Source organism: Actinomadura livida, assembly GCF_014648675.1.
Taxonomy (GTDB): Bacteria; Actinomycetota; Actinomycetes; order Streptosporangiales; family Streptosporangiaceae; genus Spirillospora; species Spirillospora livida.
In genome coordinates this window covers 25,306-42,009 of sequence record NZ_BMRO01000023.1, presented here as the reverse complement: position 1 = coordinate 42,009, position 16,704 = coordinate 25,306, and the positions used below count along the sequence as shown (strand labels likewise).

Genomic DNA, 16,704 nt, shown 5'->3' with positions numbered 1-16,704 from the left:
AGGCGGCAAAGATGGCGACACCCAGCGCACAGGGCGCCCTTGACGTGACCTTCCTTGCGGCCAAGACCGCCGTGGGGGAGGTGCGGATGCTCGTCGAACTGCGGCTGGCCGACTGGGGATTGTCCAAGCTCACCGACGATGTCTCGTTGATCGCCAGTGAGCTTGTCACCAACGCGGTCTTGCACGTCCCAGACGGAAAGGTCCGGGTAACGCTCACGCGGGAACTGAACGCGGTGCTGCTGTCGGTATGGGACCGCTCGGATGCACGGCCGGTCCGCAAGCGTGGGCTGGAGGTGATGGCGGGTGACCTCGCTCCAGACGCCATGTCGCTCGACCCGGGCCATGGCGACGGCCTGGGTGGGCGGGGCCTGCCGATCGTAGAGGCGTTGTCGTTGGAGTGCGGTGTCACAACGACGGAGCCATGCGGGAAATGGGTGTGGGCGAGGGTCGGCGCGTGAGCCGTGAGAAGAGGCAGATGGTTCGCGGGCTGTGTCAGGCCGTGGGCCGGTGGCGGCCGGTGCTTCGGTGGCGGACGCGTTGTGGGCACGATGTCGCGGTGCGGCATCTGGATCTGCTGGCCGTCGCACTCAAAGCGCGCGGCTGGCGATATGTCCGGCTTTATGGAAGTGGAGAATTCGCGGTTCCGGTCCCCCTGTTGTGGGTGTACGCCAGCGGCGTGACGGACGACGCCGGAGCATTGGTGAGCGTCCTGGCGACGTCCGGAGGCGCGTGGGGCTACCACGACGCCCGGTGGGGCCGGTACGGCTTCCTGGCCCCCTGCGGTGATGCAAAAGCCGCGGCGGAACGTGTAGACCGTTTTCTCAAGCAGCGGCTGTTCCCTGGCACATGGTGACCGCGACTCCGATGATCAATAGAAAGGGAAAGGCGCGATGGGGAAGCATAAGAAGGAAGTGGACTGCTCATCCTGCAGCGGTAACGGTGGCAGCTGGGTATCCGACGACGGAAACAGGGTGTGGAGGCGGTGTGCCATGTGCAACGGGACAGGAAAGCAGTGAACGTCCACGACGCCATCGCGTCCGTGCCCAGGGCACCGTTCATCCCGGAGGAGATCTTCGTGCGGGACGAGGCGGGATGGCTGGTGTCGTTGCGTCGCGCCGACGATCCGGACCGGTGGCGGGAGCAGGTAGAGGCGGATGCTCCGGTCGTGACGCGGGTGGAGCCCGATCCGTCGCTGCCCGCCGGGATATGCGACCCGGAGACGGGCAAGGGAATGATCTCCACCAGTTCCAGCAGCGCTCCGTCAATCATGGCCCACCTCATCGAGGTCATGGAGCTGGAGGCCGGCATGCGGGTCTTAGAGATCGGTACCGGCACGGGCTACAACGCCGCCGTCCTCGCAAAGCTGGTCGGCGCGGGGAACGTTGTCAGCACGGAGCTGGATCCTGTGGCCGCCTCCCAGGCCCGCAAAGCTCTTACATCGGTGGGTCTCCCAGTGGAGGTGGTCACGAGGGACGGGGAAGGGGGGTTCCCGCCCGGTGCGCCGTTCGACCGGATCATCGTGACGGCGTCCGCTCACACCATCCCCTACGCATGGGTCCGTCAGACTCGGCCTGGTGGACTGATCGTCGTACCGCTGGCACCAACGGTTCATCCGGACTGGCCTCTCGCGGTACTCCGCGTCCAAGATTCGGGGACGGCGCAGGGACGATGCGTCGGTTCCGCACCCTTCATGCCCCTCCGTGCCCAGCAGGTGAGCGCCCAGAGCGTCCAGGCCGCAGAGGAACGCTGGCAGGCCGCCGGAAAAGCAGATCTGTCCAGGTACGGCCTCACCGTGACTCCCGAGGGCCAGTACACCTGGCTGGATTCGCCCGGTAACCCGCTCGCCGTCACCCCTGGGTGACGCGAAGGTGCAGGCCGGATGCCGCTCCCGAGGCTTCCCGCTTGGTGTGCGGGGTCGCTGCCTGGCGCAGGTTTGCTGGCCGTGTGATGCGTGGTGAGTAAGACCCTGATCTGATCCGTCCTAGCTCTGTGTGAGCCCTCGGCCCGATGGGGTTGAGGGCTTATCGCTGCGCGTTGAGCGTTCTGGCCTGGAGGGTGGTGGCCGGGTGCGGCGAAGCGGCCGTGGGAGGACAGGCGGCGCGGAACAATCGGTGTGGGACGGGGTTTCGCGGGCGCTGCGGGAGGCGTGATGAGCAGTGGGGGCGGCTCGTCACCCGGTGAGGTGGGGCGGGACGCGGCGCGGCCGGGCGGGCTGATTGAAGCGGCTGGTGCCGGGGCGATGGCCGCCGGTGGCGACATCATCGGCTCGTCCACGCATGTCGGTGATGTGTACCGGGCGGCACCGCTGCCGCGTCCCGAAGATGTGGATCCGCCGCCTCGGGTGCCGCCCGCCCTGCCGTTGCACACGGCGACGTTCGTCGGGCGGGACGAGAAGCTGGCCGAGCTGGAAGATGCGCTGGAAGCCCCCGGCGGGGCGGTCGTGCAGGCGGTCCACGGGCTGGGCGGTGTCGGCAAGAGCGCGCTGGCCGCGCAGTGGGCGCATCGGCACGCCGATGAGCATGACCTGACGTGGTGGATCACCGCCGACTCGGCTGCGGGCGTCACCGCGGGGCTGGCCGACCTCGCTGGGATGCTGGTGCCCGAGATGACCCGCGGCGCGCCGGCGGCGGTGGGGTTGGAGGACCGGGCGGACTGGGCGCGGCGGTGGCTGGCCGCGCACACCGGCTGGCTGGTGGTGCTCGACAACGTCACTCACCCCGCCGATGTGGCAGAGCTGGTGACCGGCGCTCCGGGAGGCCGGTTCCTGATCACCAGTCGGCTGCGGGAGGGGTGGTACGACCTCGTCCCGGCGTTGATCGAGCTGGACGTGCTCAGTGCGTCCGAAGCGGAGGAGTTGCTGGCCCGCATCCTCACCACGGGTCGTCCCGCCGACCTGACCGGTGCCGCCGAACTGTGCGCCGAGCTTGGCCACCTTCCGCTGGCCGTCAAGCAGGCGGGCGCCTACATGCGCCAGACGCACCTGTCCCCCGTCGCCTATCTGGAGCTGCTGCGGGCGGAACCGGCGGTGATGTACGACCAGGCGGCCCGCGGCGCTGACGGTGAACGCACCATCGCCCGGATCTGGCGCCTCACCCTCGACCACCTCGCCGCCGACGGGTCGCTGGCCGGAGACGTGCTGCGCGTCCTGGCGTGGTGGGCGCCCGAGGGCATACCGCGCGGCCTGCTCGCCCCGCTCGGCGGCGCGGCGGAGCTCGCGACCGCGCTGGGCGACCTGTCCGCCTACAACATGATCAACCTGGACGCCGACACCGTCACCGTCCATCGACTGGTCCAAGCGGTCGCCCGCACTCCCGACCCGCGTCCGGTCCAGGACGACGGCGACCCCCACCGCCGCCCGGACGACATCGACCGAGCCCGCAGCCAGGCCACCGACCTGCTCAACCAGGCCATCCCGACCACGGTCGAGGATCCGGCACAGTGGCCGACCTGGCAGATCCTCGCCCCGCACGTCACCGCCCTGGTCGACCGCACCGGCCCCGACACCGACACGATCGCCATGGCGCGAGTGCTCAGCGGAACCGCGTGCTTTCTGCTCGGCCAAGGTGCACTGAACCGTGCGATCACCTACTTCCGGCGTGCCCTGGCCGGTCGCGAGCGGATGCTGGGCGGTGACCACCGCGACACCCTGGAGTCCCGCAGCAACCTCGCCTCCGCTTACCAGGCGGCCGGTGATCTGGGACGTGCGATCCCGCTGTTCGAGGCCGCCCTCACGGATTGCGAGCGCACGCTAGACAACGATCATCCCGACGTCCTCATGTTCCGCAACAACCTCGCTCTCGCCTACCAAGTGGCCGGTGACCTGCGACGTGCGGTCCCGTTGTACCGCCGGATCCTCGACGACTGCGAACGGCTGCTAGGGCTTGACCACCACCGCAGCCTGACCTATCGCAACAACCTCGCCTCCGCATACGAGGCGGCCGGTGATGTGGGGCGTGCGGTCAGGCTGTACGAGGTCACCTTGGCCGATCGGAGGCGGGTCCTGGGTGACGATCACCCCGACACGCTGGCGTCTCGCAACAATCTCGCTCATGCCTATGTGGTGGCCGGTGATGCGGGGCGTGCGATCTCGCTGTTGGAGGCTGCTCTCGCCGATTGCGAGCGGGTGCTGGGCGACGATCACCCCGACACCCTGGGGTCTCGCAACAATCTCGCTCATGCCTATGTGGTGGCCGGTGATGCGGGGCGTGCGATTCCCCTGTTCGAGGCCACCGTCACCGATCGCGGCCGGGTGCTGGGCGACGACCACCCCGACACCCTGGTGTCCCGCAACAATCTCGCCGCCGCCTACGAGGCGGCCGGTGACCTAGGACGTGCGGTGAGGCTCTACAAGTCCACCTTGGCCGATCGGGAGCGGGTCTGGGGTGACGATCATCCGGACACGTTGGTGTCCCGCAATAATCTCGCCAACGCCTACGTCCGAGCCGGCAACCTGGGGCGTGCGCTGCCGCTTTTCCAACAGGCCCTCGCCGACTCCGAGCGGGTTCTCGGGGCCGACCACCCGAGCACCGAGAGGGTGCGGACGAATCTGGAGGCGGCCCGGCGGATGGTCGGCTCCGGTATCCCGGGAGCACGGAGTGCTCGCACAGCGGGCGGTCGGCGCCGTCCTCGTCCAGGCCGCTGACAAGGGCCTCGCCGACCGGTCAGCCGAGGGGGCGGACTTGGACCGTTCCCTCGTCGGTTACGCGGGTCTCGAAGGACGGCTGGCGGGCCGTGGCGGGGCCGTGGACGACGGCGCCGTCGCGGACGCGGAAGGTGCTGCCGTGCCAGGGGCAGATCACGCAGGTGTCGGCGTTGTCGTCGGTGACGATGCGGCCCTGGTGGAGGGGGCCGGCCAGGTGGCTGCAGCGGTCGGTCAGGACGTGGACCTCGTCGCCGGTGCGCAGGACGAACAGGCTGATGTAGCCGAGGCGGCGGTGCACCGGCCAGCCGTCCGGGAGGTCGTCGGTGCTGCACAGGTCGTGCCAGCCGAGGCTGACGAGGTGGGCGGTCTGGTCGGCGTGGCTGGCGCCGCCGGCCTGGCGGAAGGCCAGGTGGCCGCCCAGGTAGCCGCCCGCCAGGAGGGCGGTGAGGCCGGCGAAGCCGAAGGCGCGGCCGGCGGCGTCGCGGCCCTGGTAGCGGGCCACGAAGGACGCCGAGTACAGGCCGCTCGCGGTCGCCATGCTCGCCGCGTGGACCAGGCCGACGCGCTGCTGCTCGCGGTGCATCGCCGACCAGTCGGCGATGCCGGTGAGGACGGTCGGGACGGCGCCGGCCAGCCCCGCGGCGACGAGGGTCTGCGAGGCGCGCCGGGTGCCCGGCACGAGGTCCAGGAGGGCGGCGGACATCCACATGCCCATGGGCAGGTCGGTCAGCGGCGGGTGCGCGGGGTGCCCTATCGGGACGCCGTGCAGGGTGTCCTTGATCGTGCCGGTGCGCAGCGTCCGGCGGACGGCCGTGGACAGGGCGCGGATCGTGCGGTCGAGGCCGCGGGCGCGTTCCAGGCTCTCGGTGGCGGTCGCCAGTCGTGTCGAGCCCTGGGGCCGGGACATGCGCCGGCTCGTCCTGCGAATCATGCCCCTCCTCCGCGCTGAGACGCCTGTCGCGACAGTGGTCATCTGCGTACGTATGTGGCCAGTCATTCCTACCTGATGGCGGATAAGGCTAAACCACGGGGTCAGCGCGCCACGGGCTCCAGCGTCACGGGGACGCCGTTGAACACGGCGTTGCCGGACAGGGGGTCGATCTCCTGGTCGTCGGTGACGGAGTTGACGTTGACCCCCGCGTTGCGGTGGGCGACCTCCGTGCGGGTACCGGGTCGGTCATGGCCCCAGCCGTGCGGGAGGCTGACGACGCCGGGCATGACGGTGTCGGTGGGTTCGGCGACGGCCTCGACGGTGCCCGTGCGGGACGTGACGCGGACGCAATCGCCGGTGGAGATGCCGAGGCGTTCGGCGTCGGCGGGGTTGAGCTGGAGCGTGCACGTGTTGGAGCCGCGCACCAGTTCGGGGACGTTGTGCAGCCAGCTGTTGTTGGAGCGCAGGTGGCGGCGTCCGATCAGGAGCATTCCGGTGGGCGCGGGGTCGTTCAGGGCCGCGTGGAGGCGGTCCACGTCGGCGGCGAACGTGGACGGGCACAGCTCCACGCGTCCTGAGGTGGTGCAGAGGACCTCGTCCAGGCGGGGCTCCAGGGCGCCCAGGTCGAGGCCGTGGGGGTGCTCGGTGCGCAGCCGGGTGAGGGTGAGGCCGGACGCTTCGGCCCCGAAGCCGTCGCCGTACGGGCCGAGGCGCAGCATCATGTCGAGGCGCTGCTCGGTCGGGGTGCCGCTGTCGAGCATCTTGCGCAGCTCTTCGGGGTCGCGGCCGTGGACGGGCGAGCCCGCGGAGGCGGCGGCCTTCGTGAGCGTCGTGTTGATGATCAGCTCGTCGAGGGCGGCGGGGTCGCCGTCCGTGCCGGAGGCGATCATGGCGAGGCGCGCCAGGATCTCCGCCTCGCTGGGCCGCCCGTCCGGCAGCGGCACCGCCGGCACGGAGAAGCGCGCGTAGTTGCGGACGGCGAGCCCGACCAGCGCGAGGTCGTAGTGCGGCGTCTGCGCGGGGCGCGGCGGCGGCAGGACGACGTGCGCGTGCCGGGTCGTCTCGTTCAGGTAGGGGTCGACGCTGACCATGAACTCCAGGCCGGCGAGCGCGCGGTCGAGCCGGTCGGAGTTGGGGGCCGACAGCGCCGGGTTGCCGCCGATGGTGATCAGCGCCTTGACCTGGCCTTCGCCGGGCGTCTCGATCTCGTCGACAAGGGTCGCGACGGGCAGTTCCCCGCTGACCTCGGGCAGTCCGCGGACGCGGCTGCGCCACCGCCCGGTCGTGAACGGCTTCTTGCGCCGGTACACGGGCGCGTGGGCGGGACGCGGGAACATCGCGCCGCCGGGCCGGTCGAGATTCCCCGTGAGGACGTTGAGGACGTCCACGAGCCAGCTGTTGAGCGTCCCGTAAGCCTGTGTGCAGGTGCCGATGCGTCCGTAGACGGCGGCGCGCCCGGCCGCGGCGAGTTCGCGGGCCGTGCGGCGGATCGTGCCGGCCGGGACGCCGGTGATCTCGGCGACGCGCTCGGGGGCGAAGTCGACGGCGAGGCCGCGGAGTTCGTCCAGGCCGTTGACGCGCCCGGCCAGGTGCTCCGCGGACGCCGTCAGGTCCTCGGCGAACAGCGTGTGGACGAGCGCCATCAGCAGGAACGCGTCCGTCCCGGGGCGGATGAACAGGTGCTCGTCGGCGAGGGCGGCCGTCCGCGTGCGGCGGGGGTCGACCACGACGACCTTGCCGCCGCGCGCCCGGATCGCCTTGAGCCGCCCCGGGAAGTCCGGCGCCGAGCACAGGCTGCCGTTCGATTCGAGGGGGTTGGCGCCGAGCATGAGGAGATGGTCGGTGCGGTCCAGGTCCGGCACGGGGATCGCCAGGGGGTCGCCGAACATGTGCCCGCACGACACGTGCTTCGGCATCTGGTCGGCGGTGCTGGCCGAGAACATGTTGCGGGTGCGGATGGCCTTGACGATCGCGCCCGCGTAGAGGGGACCGGCGAGCGAATGCGCGGTCGGGTTGCCGATGTAGACGGCGACGGAGTCCCGGCCGTGCTTCGCGATGACGGCGGCCAGCTCGCGCCGGACGGTCTCGAACGCCTCGTCCCAGCCGGCCGCGGCGCCCCCGACGAGCGGCTCGGCCAGCCGGTCGGGGTCGCCGTCGAGGCTGCCCAGCGTCGCGCCCTTGGGGCAGATGAAGCCCTGGCTGAACGGGTCCTTCGCGTCGCCTCGTACCCGTGTCACCGTTCCGGCGTCGTCCAGGGTGAGTTCGAGGCCGCACAGGGCTTCGCAGAGGGGACAGGTGCGGAAGGCCATGCGCTCGCCCATCGGGACACTCCTCGTAAGTGGCTCCTTTCCATCATGGCCTGTCCCGGCCCGGGGACGCCATGACGCGAGATGTCCTGACCGGGCATGGCCGAGATGTCGATTTTGGAGTTACCTTGGCGGGAAGGGCTTTCGGGCAGCCGTGAGGAGCTGCTATGGAGTCGTGGGTCGTCTGGCTGGCCGTCGCCGCGCTGCTCGGAATCGCCGAGATCTTCACGCTCACGTTCGCGCTGGGCCTGCTGGCCGCCGCCGCCCTGGCCGCCGGGCTCGCCGGCGCGCTCGGCCTCCCCTTCGCCGCGCAGGTCGCGGTGTTCGCCATCGGGTCCGTCGCGGGGCTCGCCGTCGTCCGCCCCATCGCGCGCCGCCACATCACCCGGCCGCCGCCGCTGCGCTCGGGCACCGCCGCGCTCGTCGGCCGCGAGGCGCTCACCCTCACCGAGGTGAACCGCCGGGGCGGGCGCGCTCTGATCGGCGGCGAGGAGTGGACGGCCCGCCCCTACGACCCCGACGTGGTCATCCCCGCAGAAGCCCCCTACGAACTAACCCGGGGCAACCGCCAGAAAGTAGAACACTGACCGCCCGCTCAGACGCTCTCCAACTCGGAGAACGCCACCTTGAGCTTCATGCCCTCGGGAAGATCGGTGTCCAGTACGTCGTAATGAACGGCCGCAAGCTGGTAGCTGCGGCCCGACCAGTCGAGCCGGTACTCCTCCACGGACCGGATCAAGTCCTCGGCGTCGAGGACGACGACGAGGTACACCGGGATGCGCTCGCCCGCGTATTCCGCCTTCTTGTCCTGGAAGTCGCGCTTCTGGCTGTCGGAGCCGGCGATCTCCACGGCGGTGAAGACATTGGCGCTCGTCAGCTTGGCGTTTCCTTCGAGGCAGTACAGGACGCTGATGTCGGGCCGGCGCATGGTGAACCGGCTCTTCCCGCGCTCCGCGTGATCTTCGAGGTAGTACATGTCGGTGTCCGGCAGCACGTCGATGCAGGGGCCGCCGGTAGGCCGCGCGTTGTCCAAAGCCCGGGTCAGGTTTCGCTGGACGCGCTGGTGCCGGGGTGACGGCGATTCGCAGAAGATGACGCTGCCGTCCACCACCTCGATGGTCTTGCAGACCTCTGCCGGCAGGGCCTCGTACTCCTCCCGGGTGATGAGGAGGCTTGAGGGGTCCGTCGCCCAGGCGGGGAGGGGCATGTGCGGGCTCCTAGCACTCGGTCCGGTACCTGGCCAGAGCCTATAGCGCCACGTCAGAAGACGTGGGGATGGGGAAGCGGCCGGGGTCAGGCGCTCTCCAACTCGGAGAACGTTACGTTCACCTTCATGCCCTCCGGGAGTTCGGTCTCCAGGGTTCCGCGGTGGACCGCGACGAGCTGGTAGTTCCGGGCACTCCAGTCGAGCCGGTGTTCTTCGATCGCTACGATCTGCCCGTCCTCCATGATGACGATCAAGTAGGCGGGGATGCGCTGAGCCGCATATTCGGCGCGCTTGTCGTTGAAGTCGACCTCGTCATCGGTGGACGTGATCTCGATGGCGGTGATGACGTCGTCCGACCAGAGCTTCGCGCCACGCTCGACGCAATGCATGACGCTGATGTCAGGCCGCCGCAGGGTGAAACGCTTGTTTCGTCGACTTGCGTGCGGATTCGAGTACCGATAGCGCATGTCTGCGTCCTGGACGACGCTGATACACGGCTTCGGCGGACGAGCGGCCTTCAACGCCACCGCAAGGTTGAGCGAAACATGCTGGTGTTCCAGGCTCGGGGACTCGCGGAAGACGACCCTGCCGCCGACGACCTCGATGGTCTTGCACACCTCGGACGGCAGGGCTTCGTACTCTTCTTCGGTGATGAAGAGGATCGAGGGGTCCGTCGCCCAGGCGGGGAGGGGCATGTGCGGGCTCCTAGCACTCGGTCCGGTACCTGGCCAGAGCCTATAGCGCAAGGTCAGGAGGCGTGGGGTGGGAAGCGGCCGGGCGGGGGAGGCCGCCCGGCCGCTTCGGGGCGTGTTTCCGTGGAGACACGCCCTCGGTGAGGGAGGCCCCGAGGCTTGGGCCGTCCCTCCGAAGAAGGCCTGGGGCTCGGCTCCACCTAACCCCAGGGACCTGAACGATTCAAGTTTTTGAAACGCATGTCTTTGTCAGGGCGCGGGGGGTGCATGGCATGCTTGGCGTCCGACCCGGGGGATCCAAGGGGGCCGGGGCGACGCAGGTGAGGCGATGAGCATGCGTGGAAGGACGGCCGTGGCCGCGGCCATGGCGGGGACGCTGGCGCTGACGGCGGCGGCGTGCGGCAGTTCGGGCGACTCCGAGGCGGAGGGCGCCACGCCGCCGTCCGCGACGTCGGGCGCGCCCTCGGGCGGGACGAAGCCGGCGCCGCCCGCGAAGGAGCCGATCATCCTCGCGTTCGGCGGCGACGTGCACTTCGAGGGCATCCTGCGGCCGCGCCTCAACAACCCCAAGACCGCGCTCGGGCCGATCGCGAAGAAGCTGAGCGTGGCCGACCTCGCGATGGTCAACCTGGAGACGGCGATCACGACGGGTGGTACGCCCGCGCCCGGCAAGCAGTTCACGTTCCGGGCCCCGGCGACCGCGCTCACCGCGCTGAAGGCCGCCGGAGTGGACGTCGCGTCCATGGCCAACAACCACGGCATGGACTACTCGGAGGGCGGCCTACGCGATTCCCTGGCCGCCATCAAGCGCACCCGGTTCCCGACCGTTGGGATCGGCAAGAACGCTGCTGAGGCGTACCGTCCCTACCGGGTGACCGTTAAGGGCAACAAGCTGGCCATTGTCGGGGCGACCCAGGTACTGGACGACCACCTGATCCAGGCGTGGACGGCCACGGACTCCAAGGGCGGGCTTGCCTCCGCCAAGGACGTCCCGCGGATGGTCCAGGCGGTGAAGGAGGCCAGCAAGGGTTCCGACGTCGTCATCGTCCACCTGCACTGGGGTGCGGAGCTGGAGCCCTGCCCGCTGCCGCGGCAGAAGGAACTCGCCGAGCAGCTCATCGCGGCGGGCGCCGACATCCTCGTCGGCGGCCACCAGCACATCCTGGCCGGCGGCGGTTACATGAACGACGCGTACGTCCACTACGGCATGGGGAACTTCGTGTTCTACTCCGCCAACGGCAAGACGGCGGAGTCCGGTGTGCTGTACCTGAAGGTGGAGAACGGCAAGGTCACCAAGGACAAGTGGGACCCGGCCCAGATCTCCGGCGGCATCCCGATCCCGCTGAAGGGCGCCCAGGCGAAGTCGGCCGTCCAGCGGTGGAACAACCTGCGGGGCTGCACCGGGCTCGACGCGCGCCCGGCCGCCGGCTGAGCTGGACTCTCCCACTGGGGGAGAGGTCAGGGTGGTGCCCGTGAGCAAGGATCTCCTGCCGATCGGACGCTTCGCCCGGCTGTGCCGGCTCAGCGTCAAGCAGCTCCGGCACTACGACGACCTGGGGCTGCTCGCCCCGGCGTGGACGGACCCCGCGTCCGGCTACCGGTACTACCGGCCGGCCCAGGCGCGGGACGCGCTGATGATCGGCCTGCTGCGGGCGATGGACGTCCCGCTGCCGGTCGTGGCGCGCGTCCTGTCCGGGGACGAGCGCGCCGAGCTGAAGGCGGCGCGGGACCGCATCGAAGCCGACGTCGCCAGGCGGCAGCGCGGGCTGCGGCTCCTGGACCGCGTGCTCGCCGAGGGGCTGCCGGAGCACGAGGTGTCGCTGGTCCGGGAACCGGCGCGGCGGGTGTTCACCGCCCGCGAGCCCGCGACGCCCGCGACGATCCCCGACGCGACGGGGGCGTGCGTGGCCCGGCTGCTGCCCCGGATGTCGCCCGAGAGCCTGTTGATCGGGCTGTTCCCGCTGGACATGGAGGAGGAGTTCGACGTCCGCGTGACCGTCGAGGCGGCGGACGGCGACGACCTCCTGCCCGGTGGCGCGTTCGCCTCGGCCGTCCATGTCGGCCCGTACGAGGAGATTCCGCTCACCGTCCACGGCGTGCTCGCGTGGTTCGGCGACCACGGGCACACGCCTGCGGGGCCGGTCCGCGAGGTGTACCTCAGCGACCCCGCGACCACGCCGCCCGAGCGCCTGGAGACCCGGGTGCAGATACGAGTGGAGGACTCCCAGTGAGCGAAGTGAACGCGTCCCTGAAGGAGACGGGGGCGAGCTGGTACGAGGCGGCGGAGGAACCAGAGCTGGTGGAGCACGGCCCCGTGTCGGGCCTGGCCGTCACCGGGCGCGGTGAGCCGGGAGGCGCGGCCTACGGCCAGAGCGTGGGCGCGCTGTACACCGTCATGGGTGCGCTCGGTGCGCCGATGGTGCCGCTGGAAGGACGCTGGTGGGTCGAGGACGAGCGCTCACCGTTCGACGTGCCGCGCGACGAGTGGTGGTGGCACCTGTTCCTCCGGCTTCCGGACGACATCACTTCGGTGGACGCGGTCGTCGAACAGGTGCGGCCGGGGATGCCCGCGGCGTGCCGAGTCCAGCGCGTGACGTTCACCGATGGGCTGTGCGTCCAGATGCTTCACCGCGGGCCCTACTCGGAGGAGCCCGCGTCCCTCGCCCGCATGGTCGCGCTCATCGAGGCGGAGGGCCTCGTCCGGAACGGCCTGCACCACGAGATCTACCTGTCGGATCCCGGCGAGGCCGACCCGGCGCAGATGCGCACGATCCTCCGCCAGCCCGTCCGGTAGGCGGGACCGCGCGCTGTCGGCGGCCTCCCGGACGGGCGTAGTTTCACGGGGAACGAGCTCTTACGGACCGGGGTGGGCGGCGTCATGGGTGACCTTCGGGTGAAATCGGGCGAGATCGAGCTGGCGGTGCGGGTGCGCGGTGCGGAGCGCCGGCCGACGGTCGTCCTCGTGCACGGCTACCCGGACACGAGCGCGATGTGGGACGAGGTGGCCGAGCGGCTCGCCGGCCGGTTCCGCGTCGTCGCCTACGACGTGCGGGGCGCCGGAGCCTCGACCGCGCCCGCCGACCCGCTCGACTACGGGCTCGACGCGCTGATGGGCGACCTCCGGGCTGTTCTGGAGGGGGTCGGTGCCGAGGAGCCCGTGCACCTCGTGGGGCATGACTGGGGCTCGGTCCAGGGCTGGGAGGCCGTCATCGGGGACCGGCTGCGGGGCCGCGTCGCGTCCCTCACCTCGATCTCCGGCCCGGACCGGCGGCACATGGCGCGCTGGGCGCGGGAGGCCGTCCGGTCCGGGCCGCGCGGGGTGGCGGAGGTCGTCGGGCAGGCGCGGCGGAGCGTCTACATGCCGGTGCTGATGGCGCCGAAGGTCGGGGAGGCCGCGGCGCGCGTCCTGGCCACGGGGTTCCCGCGGCTGCTGGGGCTGCGCGAGGGCGCCGAGCCGCGGTCCGGCCACCCGGCGGCCACCCTGGCGGCGGACGCGCGCAACGGGCTCGGCCTGTACCGGGCGAACATGGGCCGCCGCCGTGGAGGCGGGGCCGGGCCCGCCGACGAGGGCCGGACCGACGTGCCCGTGCAGCTCATCGTCCCGACCAAGGACCGGTACGGGTCGCGGTCGCTGCTGCTGTCGGCCCGCGGCCCGGTGGCGCGGCTGTACGTGCGGCGTGCGCCCGCCGGGCACTGGATGGCCCGCAGCCACCCGGACCTCATCGCCCGCTGGGTCACCGAGTTCGTGGAGCACATCGAGGGCGGACCGGAGACGCAGGCTCTCGCCCGCGCCCGCGCGGCCGGAGTGCCGGGCAGGGACTTCGGCGGTGATCTCGTCGTCGTCACCGGGGCGGGCAGCGGTATCGGCCGCGCCACCGCCCACGCCTTCGCCGCAGAAGGGGGAAGCGTGGTCGTCGCAGACATCGATGAGGGCGCGGCCAAGCGCACCGTGGACGAGATCACCGCGGCCGGTGGCGAAGCCCACGCGTACAGCGTCGATGTCGCCGACGCGGATGCGATGGAACGGTTCGCCGACTACGTCCGTGACTCGTTCGGCGTACCGGACGTCGTCGTCAACAACGCGGGCATCGCCATGGCCGGCTCACTCCTCGACACACCGGAGGAGGACTGGGCGCGCATCCGCGCCATCAACGTGGACGGCATGTACCGGGGCTGCCGCCTGTTCGGGCGGCAGATGATGGAGCGCGGCGAAGGCGGCCACATCGTCACCATCTCGTCCATGGTCGCGTACCTGCCGAGCCCCGAACTGCCCGCGTACGGGGCGACCAAGGCGGCGGTGCTCCAGATGACCGAGTGCTTCCGCCTCGACATGGACCGCTACGGCGTCGGTGTCTCCGCCATCTGCCCCGGAGCGATCGACACGCCCATCACCGGCCGGACCCGTTTCGTGGGCATGGCCCCAGGCGTGGACAACGAGCTGCGTGAGCGGATGGGACGCGCGGTAGAGCGACGTGGGTTCCCGCCGGAGAAGGTGGCACGGGCCGTCCTGCGGGCGGTCCGGCAGGACACACCGGTCGTGTACGTCGCGGCAGAAGCCCGCCTGGGCCGCGCCCTCTCCCGGGTGTCGCCGACCGCGAACCGGGCGATCGGCCGCATCGGCCGCCGCGCGGGAGACCGGTTCCTGGCGGACGTGGGACGCCGCCACGGCTGACCTCAGACGAGCTGCCCGCTCCGCCTGAGGGTCTGTGTCGGGGTCTCTCCGAACCGCTGCCGGTAGTGGGCGGCGAACCGGCTCATGTGGACGTATCCGGCGGCACCGGCGACATCGGTGACCGTGCGCGGACCCGGCCGGGCCTCGATGAGCGCCGTCCGGGCATGGTCGAGACGGACCCCGCGAAGAAGCTGCGTCGGGGTCAGCCCCCACTGGTCCTGGCAGATCGTCTGGAGCTGCCGGACACCGATCCCCACCGCCGTGGCGATGTCGACGACGCCGATCGGACGGTCGTGGTGGGCCTCGATCCACTCCCGGATCGCCCCGGCGAGATGGTGCGGGGCCCGGGGCGGCGCCTCCGCGAGCCGCTCCGTGGCGGTGTGCGGGAGGCCGAGGAGGACGGCGGTGAGCAGCGACTCCTCCAGGTTCCGCGCCGCCAGCGGGTGCAACTGCCCCTCCTCCTCCGCCGTGACGTGGTCGAGCACGCCGCACACGTGCCGCCAGGTGCGCTCCACGATCGAGGACGGCAGGATCGCCGGGCCGTCCACGCTGTGGAAACGCAGCGGCGGGGTGTGCCGCCGCCCCAGCTGCCCGGCGAGGTGGTCGGCGAGCCGGCCGGTGCTCGTGGCGATGACGAGGCACCCCAGCAGCGGGTCGGGCGTCATCCGCATCGCCTCGTCATGCGACAGGACGAGGCTCCCGCCTGCCGTGTCGCGGCTTTTCGTGGCCTGGTACTCGACGCCCATCGGCGCGATCGGCGCGCACATGGCGAAGTGCCCCTCGGTCGGAGGCGTGTCCACGATGACCCCGCCGCCCCCGTAGCGCACCCACACGAGGGTGACCGCGCCCACGCCGACGGCGTTCACCAAGCCGTTTAACGGGACGTCCGGCTCACGGGCATGGAGGTCGTGCCCTACGGCGAACGGTTCGACCGTGTCGTGCAGGACGCCGATGTCCTTGCTGGCGACCCGCTGGTGAGCGGACAGGGGCGGCGGGGTTTCGGGAGCAGTCATGGTCGTGTCGGTGGGGCCGTTTCCTGAGGGTCGGTGGACAGGACACCCCGCGCCCGTAGCCGTGGCATGACCTCGTCCGCGAAGTAGCCAAGTTCGTCAGCGTAATTGAGGAACGACAGAGCGATACCGTCAAATCCCGCACTCGCGAACTCCGCGAGGGCGTCCGCGACGGTGTCCGGGTCGCCGACCAGCGGGCAGCTCCCGTGGCCGGCGGCGAACCTTCCCCGGTAGACCTGCAGCATCTCGGGCGTGAACGACTGCGCGTGCAGGCCCTGCAGCCGCATCACCTCGTCCACGGCGGGCCAGTCGGCGTGCTCGTCGGCGTAGTAGCGCAGGAAGTCCTCCGCCTCGGCCTTCGTCGGGCGGCACACCACGTGGCCGAGCGTGAAGACCCCGACCGCCCGGCCGTGGGACGCGGCCTCCGCGCGGATGGCCCGCACGATCTCCGCCCCGTCATCGGGGCCGCCGACGACGGTGAACGCGCGGTCGGCGTTGCGTGCGGCGAAGGAACGGCCCTGCGCGGACGAGCCCGCGTTGATGACCGGGAGGCCGTGCCCGTTGTACGGCTTGGGTCTCCCCACGACATTCTTCAGCTGGAAGAACTCCCCTTCGTGGTCGAAAGGCTCGTCGACCGACCAGATGCGTTTGACGACGTCCCACCATTCCTGCGCGAGCGCGTACCGCGTGTCGTGGTCGTCGGGCAGGGTGAGCCCGAACATCTCGTATTCGGGAGCGTGCCACCCCGCGACGATGTTCAGCCCGATCCGGCCCTTGCTGAGATGGTCGGCGGTCGCAAGCTGCTTGGCCGCGACGACCGGATGGTGGAACGCGGTGTGGACGGTGCTGAAAACGCGGATGCGGCTCGTGGCGGCCAGCAGCCCGGACGCCCATACCAGCGGGTCGAGGGCGCTTCTGTGGAAGTCGGTACCGGGACCCCAGTCGGTCCAGCGCGCGACGGGCAGCAGGAAGTCGATGCCCTTCTCATCCGCCAGCCGGGCGAGACGGAGATTGTCGTCCCAGGTCGCGTGCCACCTTTCCGGGGCGTTCGTGATCGCGAGCCCCGATTCGGTGTTCGGTGAGAACAAGCCCAGCTGGAAACCCATGCCGACCCCTCTTCGTCCGTGCCGCGTCCGGCATTGCCCGCCCAGTATCGGAAGCGTCCGGGACGGCGGGCAATGCTCCGCACGCACAGAGCGGCGTGCCCGTAGAGTGATGCGCATGGCCAGGTGGGATGACGTGCG

At 70.8% G+C, this 16,704-nt stretch carries 15 protein-coding genes; 9 read left to right on the top strand and 6 right to left on the bottom strand.

What is annotated here, in order from left to right; all coding sequences use genetic code 11:
* The first annotated feature begins 11 nt into the window (after positions 1-11).
* From IEZ03_RS35040 to fxsT, 4 genes are all read left to right on the top strand, one after another.
* On the top strand, positions 12-458 hold the full coding sequence (locus IEZ03_RS35040; protein WP_184889926.1) for an ATP-binding protein: 447 nt from the start codon (positions 12-14) through the stop codon (positions 456-458).
* A gap of 98 nt (positions 459-556) precedes the next feature.
* Complete coding sequence (locus IEZ03_RS35035) at positions 557-853, top strand: hypothetical protein (protein ID WP_184889924.1); 297 nt, start codon at positions 557-559, stop codon at positions 851-853.
* Positions 854-1,012: 159 nt separating this feature from the next.
* Positions 1,013-1,861 (top strand): methyltransferase domain-containing protein, encoded by an 849-nt coding sequence (locus IEZ03_RS35030; RefSeq protein ID WP_229808776.1) that lies wholly within the window; start codon positions 1,013-1,015, stop codon positions 1,859-1,861.
* Positions 1,862-2,149: 288 nt separating this feature from the next.
* Positions 2,150-4,642 carry an FxSxx-COOH system tetratricopeptide repeat protein gene (gene fxsT / locus IEZ03_RS35025; protein ID WP_221480933.1) on the top strand — a complete coding sequence of 831 codons (2,493 nt, stop codon included), beginning with the start codon at positions 2,150-2,152 and terminating at the stop codon, positions 4,640-4,642.
* A gap of 19 nt (positions 4,643-4,661) precedes the next feature.
* On the opposite strand, the gene IEZ03_RS35020 is transcribed toward fxsT, so the two are convergent.
* Positions 4,662-5,573: a Rieske (2Fe-2S) protein gene (locus IEZ03_RS35020; RefSeq protein WP_184889920.1), complete on the bottom strand. Its 912-nt coding sequence runs from the start codon at positions 5,571-5,573 to the stop codon at positions 4,662-4,664.
* A 101-nt stretch (positions 5,574-5,674) separates the two neighbouring features.
* Entirely contained in the window at positions 5,675-7,894 is a 2,220-nt protein-coding gene (locus tag IEZ03_RS35015) for a molybdopterin oxidoreductase family protein (protein WP_184889918.1), read from the bottom strand.
* 152 nt (positions 7,895-8,046) lie between these two features.
* Between IEZ03_RS35015 and IEZ03_RS35010 the strand changes: the two genes are divergently transcribed.
* The gene (locus tag IEZ03_RS35010; protein ID WP_184889916.1) at positions 8,047-8,466 is read left to right on the top strand and encodes an NfeD family protein; all 420 of its coding nucleotides are present in this window, start codon (positions 8,047-8,049) and stop codon (positions 8,464-8,466) included.
* An 8-nt stretch (positions 8,467-8,474) separates the two neighbouring features.
* Here the strand turns inward: IEZ03_RS35010 and IEZ03_RS35005 are convergent, their stop codons facing one another.
* Both IEZ03_RS35005 and IEZ03_RS35000 read right to left on the bottom strand, forming a co-directional pair.
* Entirely contained in the window at positions 8,475-9,086 is a 612-nt protein-coding gene (locus tag IEZ03_RS35005; RefSeq protein WP_184889914.1) for a Uma2 family endonuclease, read from the bottom strand.
* 86 nt (positions 9,087-9,172) lie between these two features.
* Positions 9,173-9,781, bottom strand: a complete 609-nt coding sequence (locus IEZ03_RS35000) for a Uma2 family endonuclease (protein ID WP_184889912.1) — start codon at positions 9,779-9,781, stop codon at positions 9,173-9,175.
* Positions 9,782-10,112: 331 nt separating this feature from the next.
* Here IEZ03_RS35000 and IEZ03_RS34995 point away from each other — a divergent pair, with 331 nt between their 5' ends.
* The 4 genes from IEZ03_RS34995 (at position 10,113) to IEZ03_RS34980 (ending at position 14,450) form a co-directional block, all read left to right on the top strand.
* Positions 10,113-11,210: a CapA family protein gene (locus tag IEZ03_RS34995; protein ID WP_184890990.1), complete on the top strand. Its 1,098-nt coding sequence runs from the start codon at positions 10,113-10,115 to the stop codon at positions 11,208-11,210.
* Between the two features lie 40 nt (positions 11,211-11,250).
* Complete coding sequence (locus IEZ03_RS34990) at positions 11,251-12,009, top strand: MerR family transcriptional regulator (protein ID WP_184889910.1); 759 nt, start codon at positions 11,251-11,253, stop codon at positions 12,007-12,009.
* A complete protein-coding gene (locus IEZ03_RS34985; protein WP_184889908.1) occupies positions 12,006-12,572 on the top strand; it encodes a GyrI-like domain-containing protein in 567 nt (188 codons plus the stop codon). The genes IEZ03_RS34990 and IEZ03_RS34985 overlap by 4 nt, the downstream gene beginning before the upstream one ends.
* Before the next feature lie 84 nt (positions 12,573-12,656).
* A complete protein-coding gene (locus tag IEZ03_RS34980) occupies positions 12,657-14,450 on the top strand; it encodes an SDR family oxidoreductase (protein WP_184889906.1) in 1,794 nt (597 codons plus the stop codon).
* A gap of 2 nt (positions 14,451-14,452) precedes the next feature.
* On the opposite strand, the gene IEZ03_RS34975 is transcribed toward IEZ03_RS34980, so the two are convergent.
* Positions 14,453-15,463: an AraC family transcriptional regulator gene (locus IEZ03_RS34975; RefSeq protein WP_184889904.1), complete on the bottom strand. Its 1,011-nt coding sequence runs from the start codon at positions 15,461-15,463 to the stop codon at positions 14,453-14,455.
* Complete coding sequence (locus tag IEZ03_RS34970) at positions 15,460-16,566, bottom strand: LLM class flavin-dependent oxidoreductase (RefSeq protein ID WP_184889902.1); 1,107 nt, start codon at positions 16,564-16,566, stop codon at positions 15,460-15,462. Before IEZ03_RS34970 ends, IEZ03_RS34975 begins: the two co-directional genes overlap by 4 nt.
* Positions 16,567-16,704 lie beyond the last annotated feature (138 nt).

Excerpts from the sequence above, each read along its gene's own strand:
- IEZ03_RS35040 (WP_184889926.1), top strand. The coding sequence starts at position 12 with ATGGCGACACCCAGCGCACAGGGCGCCCTTGACGTGACCTTCCTTGCG.
- fxsT (WP_221480933.1), top strand. The coding sequence starts at position 2,150 with ATGAGCAGTGGGGGCGGCTCGTCACCCGGTGAGGTGGGGCGGGACGCG.
- IEZ03_RS35020 (WP_184889920.1), bottom strand. The coding sequence starts at position 5,573 with ATGATTCGCAGGACGAGCCGGCGCATGTCCCGGCCCCAGGGCTCGACA.
- IEZ03_RS35015 (WP_184889918.1), bottom strand. The coding sequence starts at position 7,894 with ATGGGCGAGCGCATGGCCTTCCGCACCTGTCCCCTCTGCGAAGCCCTG.
- IEZ03_RS35010 (WP_184889916.1), top strand. The coding sequence starts at position 8,047 with ATGGAGTCGTGGGTCGTCTGGCTGGCCGTCGCCGCGCTGCTCGGAATC.
- IEZ03_RS35005 (WP_184889914.1), bottom strand. The coding sequence starts at position 9,086 with ATGCCCCTCCCCGCCTGGGCGACGGACCCCTCAAGCCTCCTCATCACC.
- IEZ03_RS35000 (WP_184889912.1), bottom strand. The coding sequence starts at position 9,781 with ATGCCCCTCCCCGCCTGGGCGACGGACCCCTCGATCCTCTTCATCACC.
- IEZ03_RS34995 (WP_184890990.1), top strand. The coding sequence starts at position 10,113 with ATGCGTGGAAGGACGGCCGTGGCCGCGGCCATGGCGGGGACGCTGGCG.
- IEZ03_RS34980 (WP_184889906.1), top strand. The coding sequence starts at position 12,657 with ATGGGTGACCTTCGGGTGAAATCGGGCGAGATCGAGCTGGCGGTGCGG.
- IEZ03_RS34975 (WP_184889904.1), bottom strand. The coding sequence starts at position 15,463 with ATGACTGCTCCCGAAACCCCGCCGCCCCTGTCCGCTCACCAGCGGGTC.
- IEZ03_RS34970 (WP_184889902.1), bottom strand. The coding sequence starts at position 16,566 with ATGGGTTTCCAGCTGGGCTTGTTCTCACCGAACACCGAATCGGGGCTC.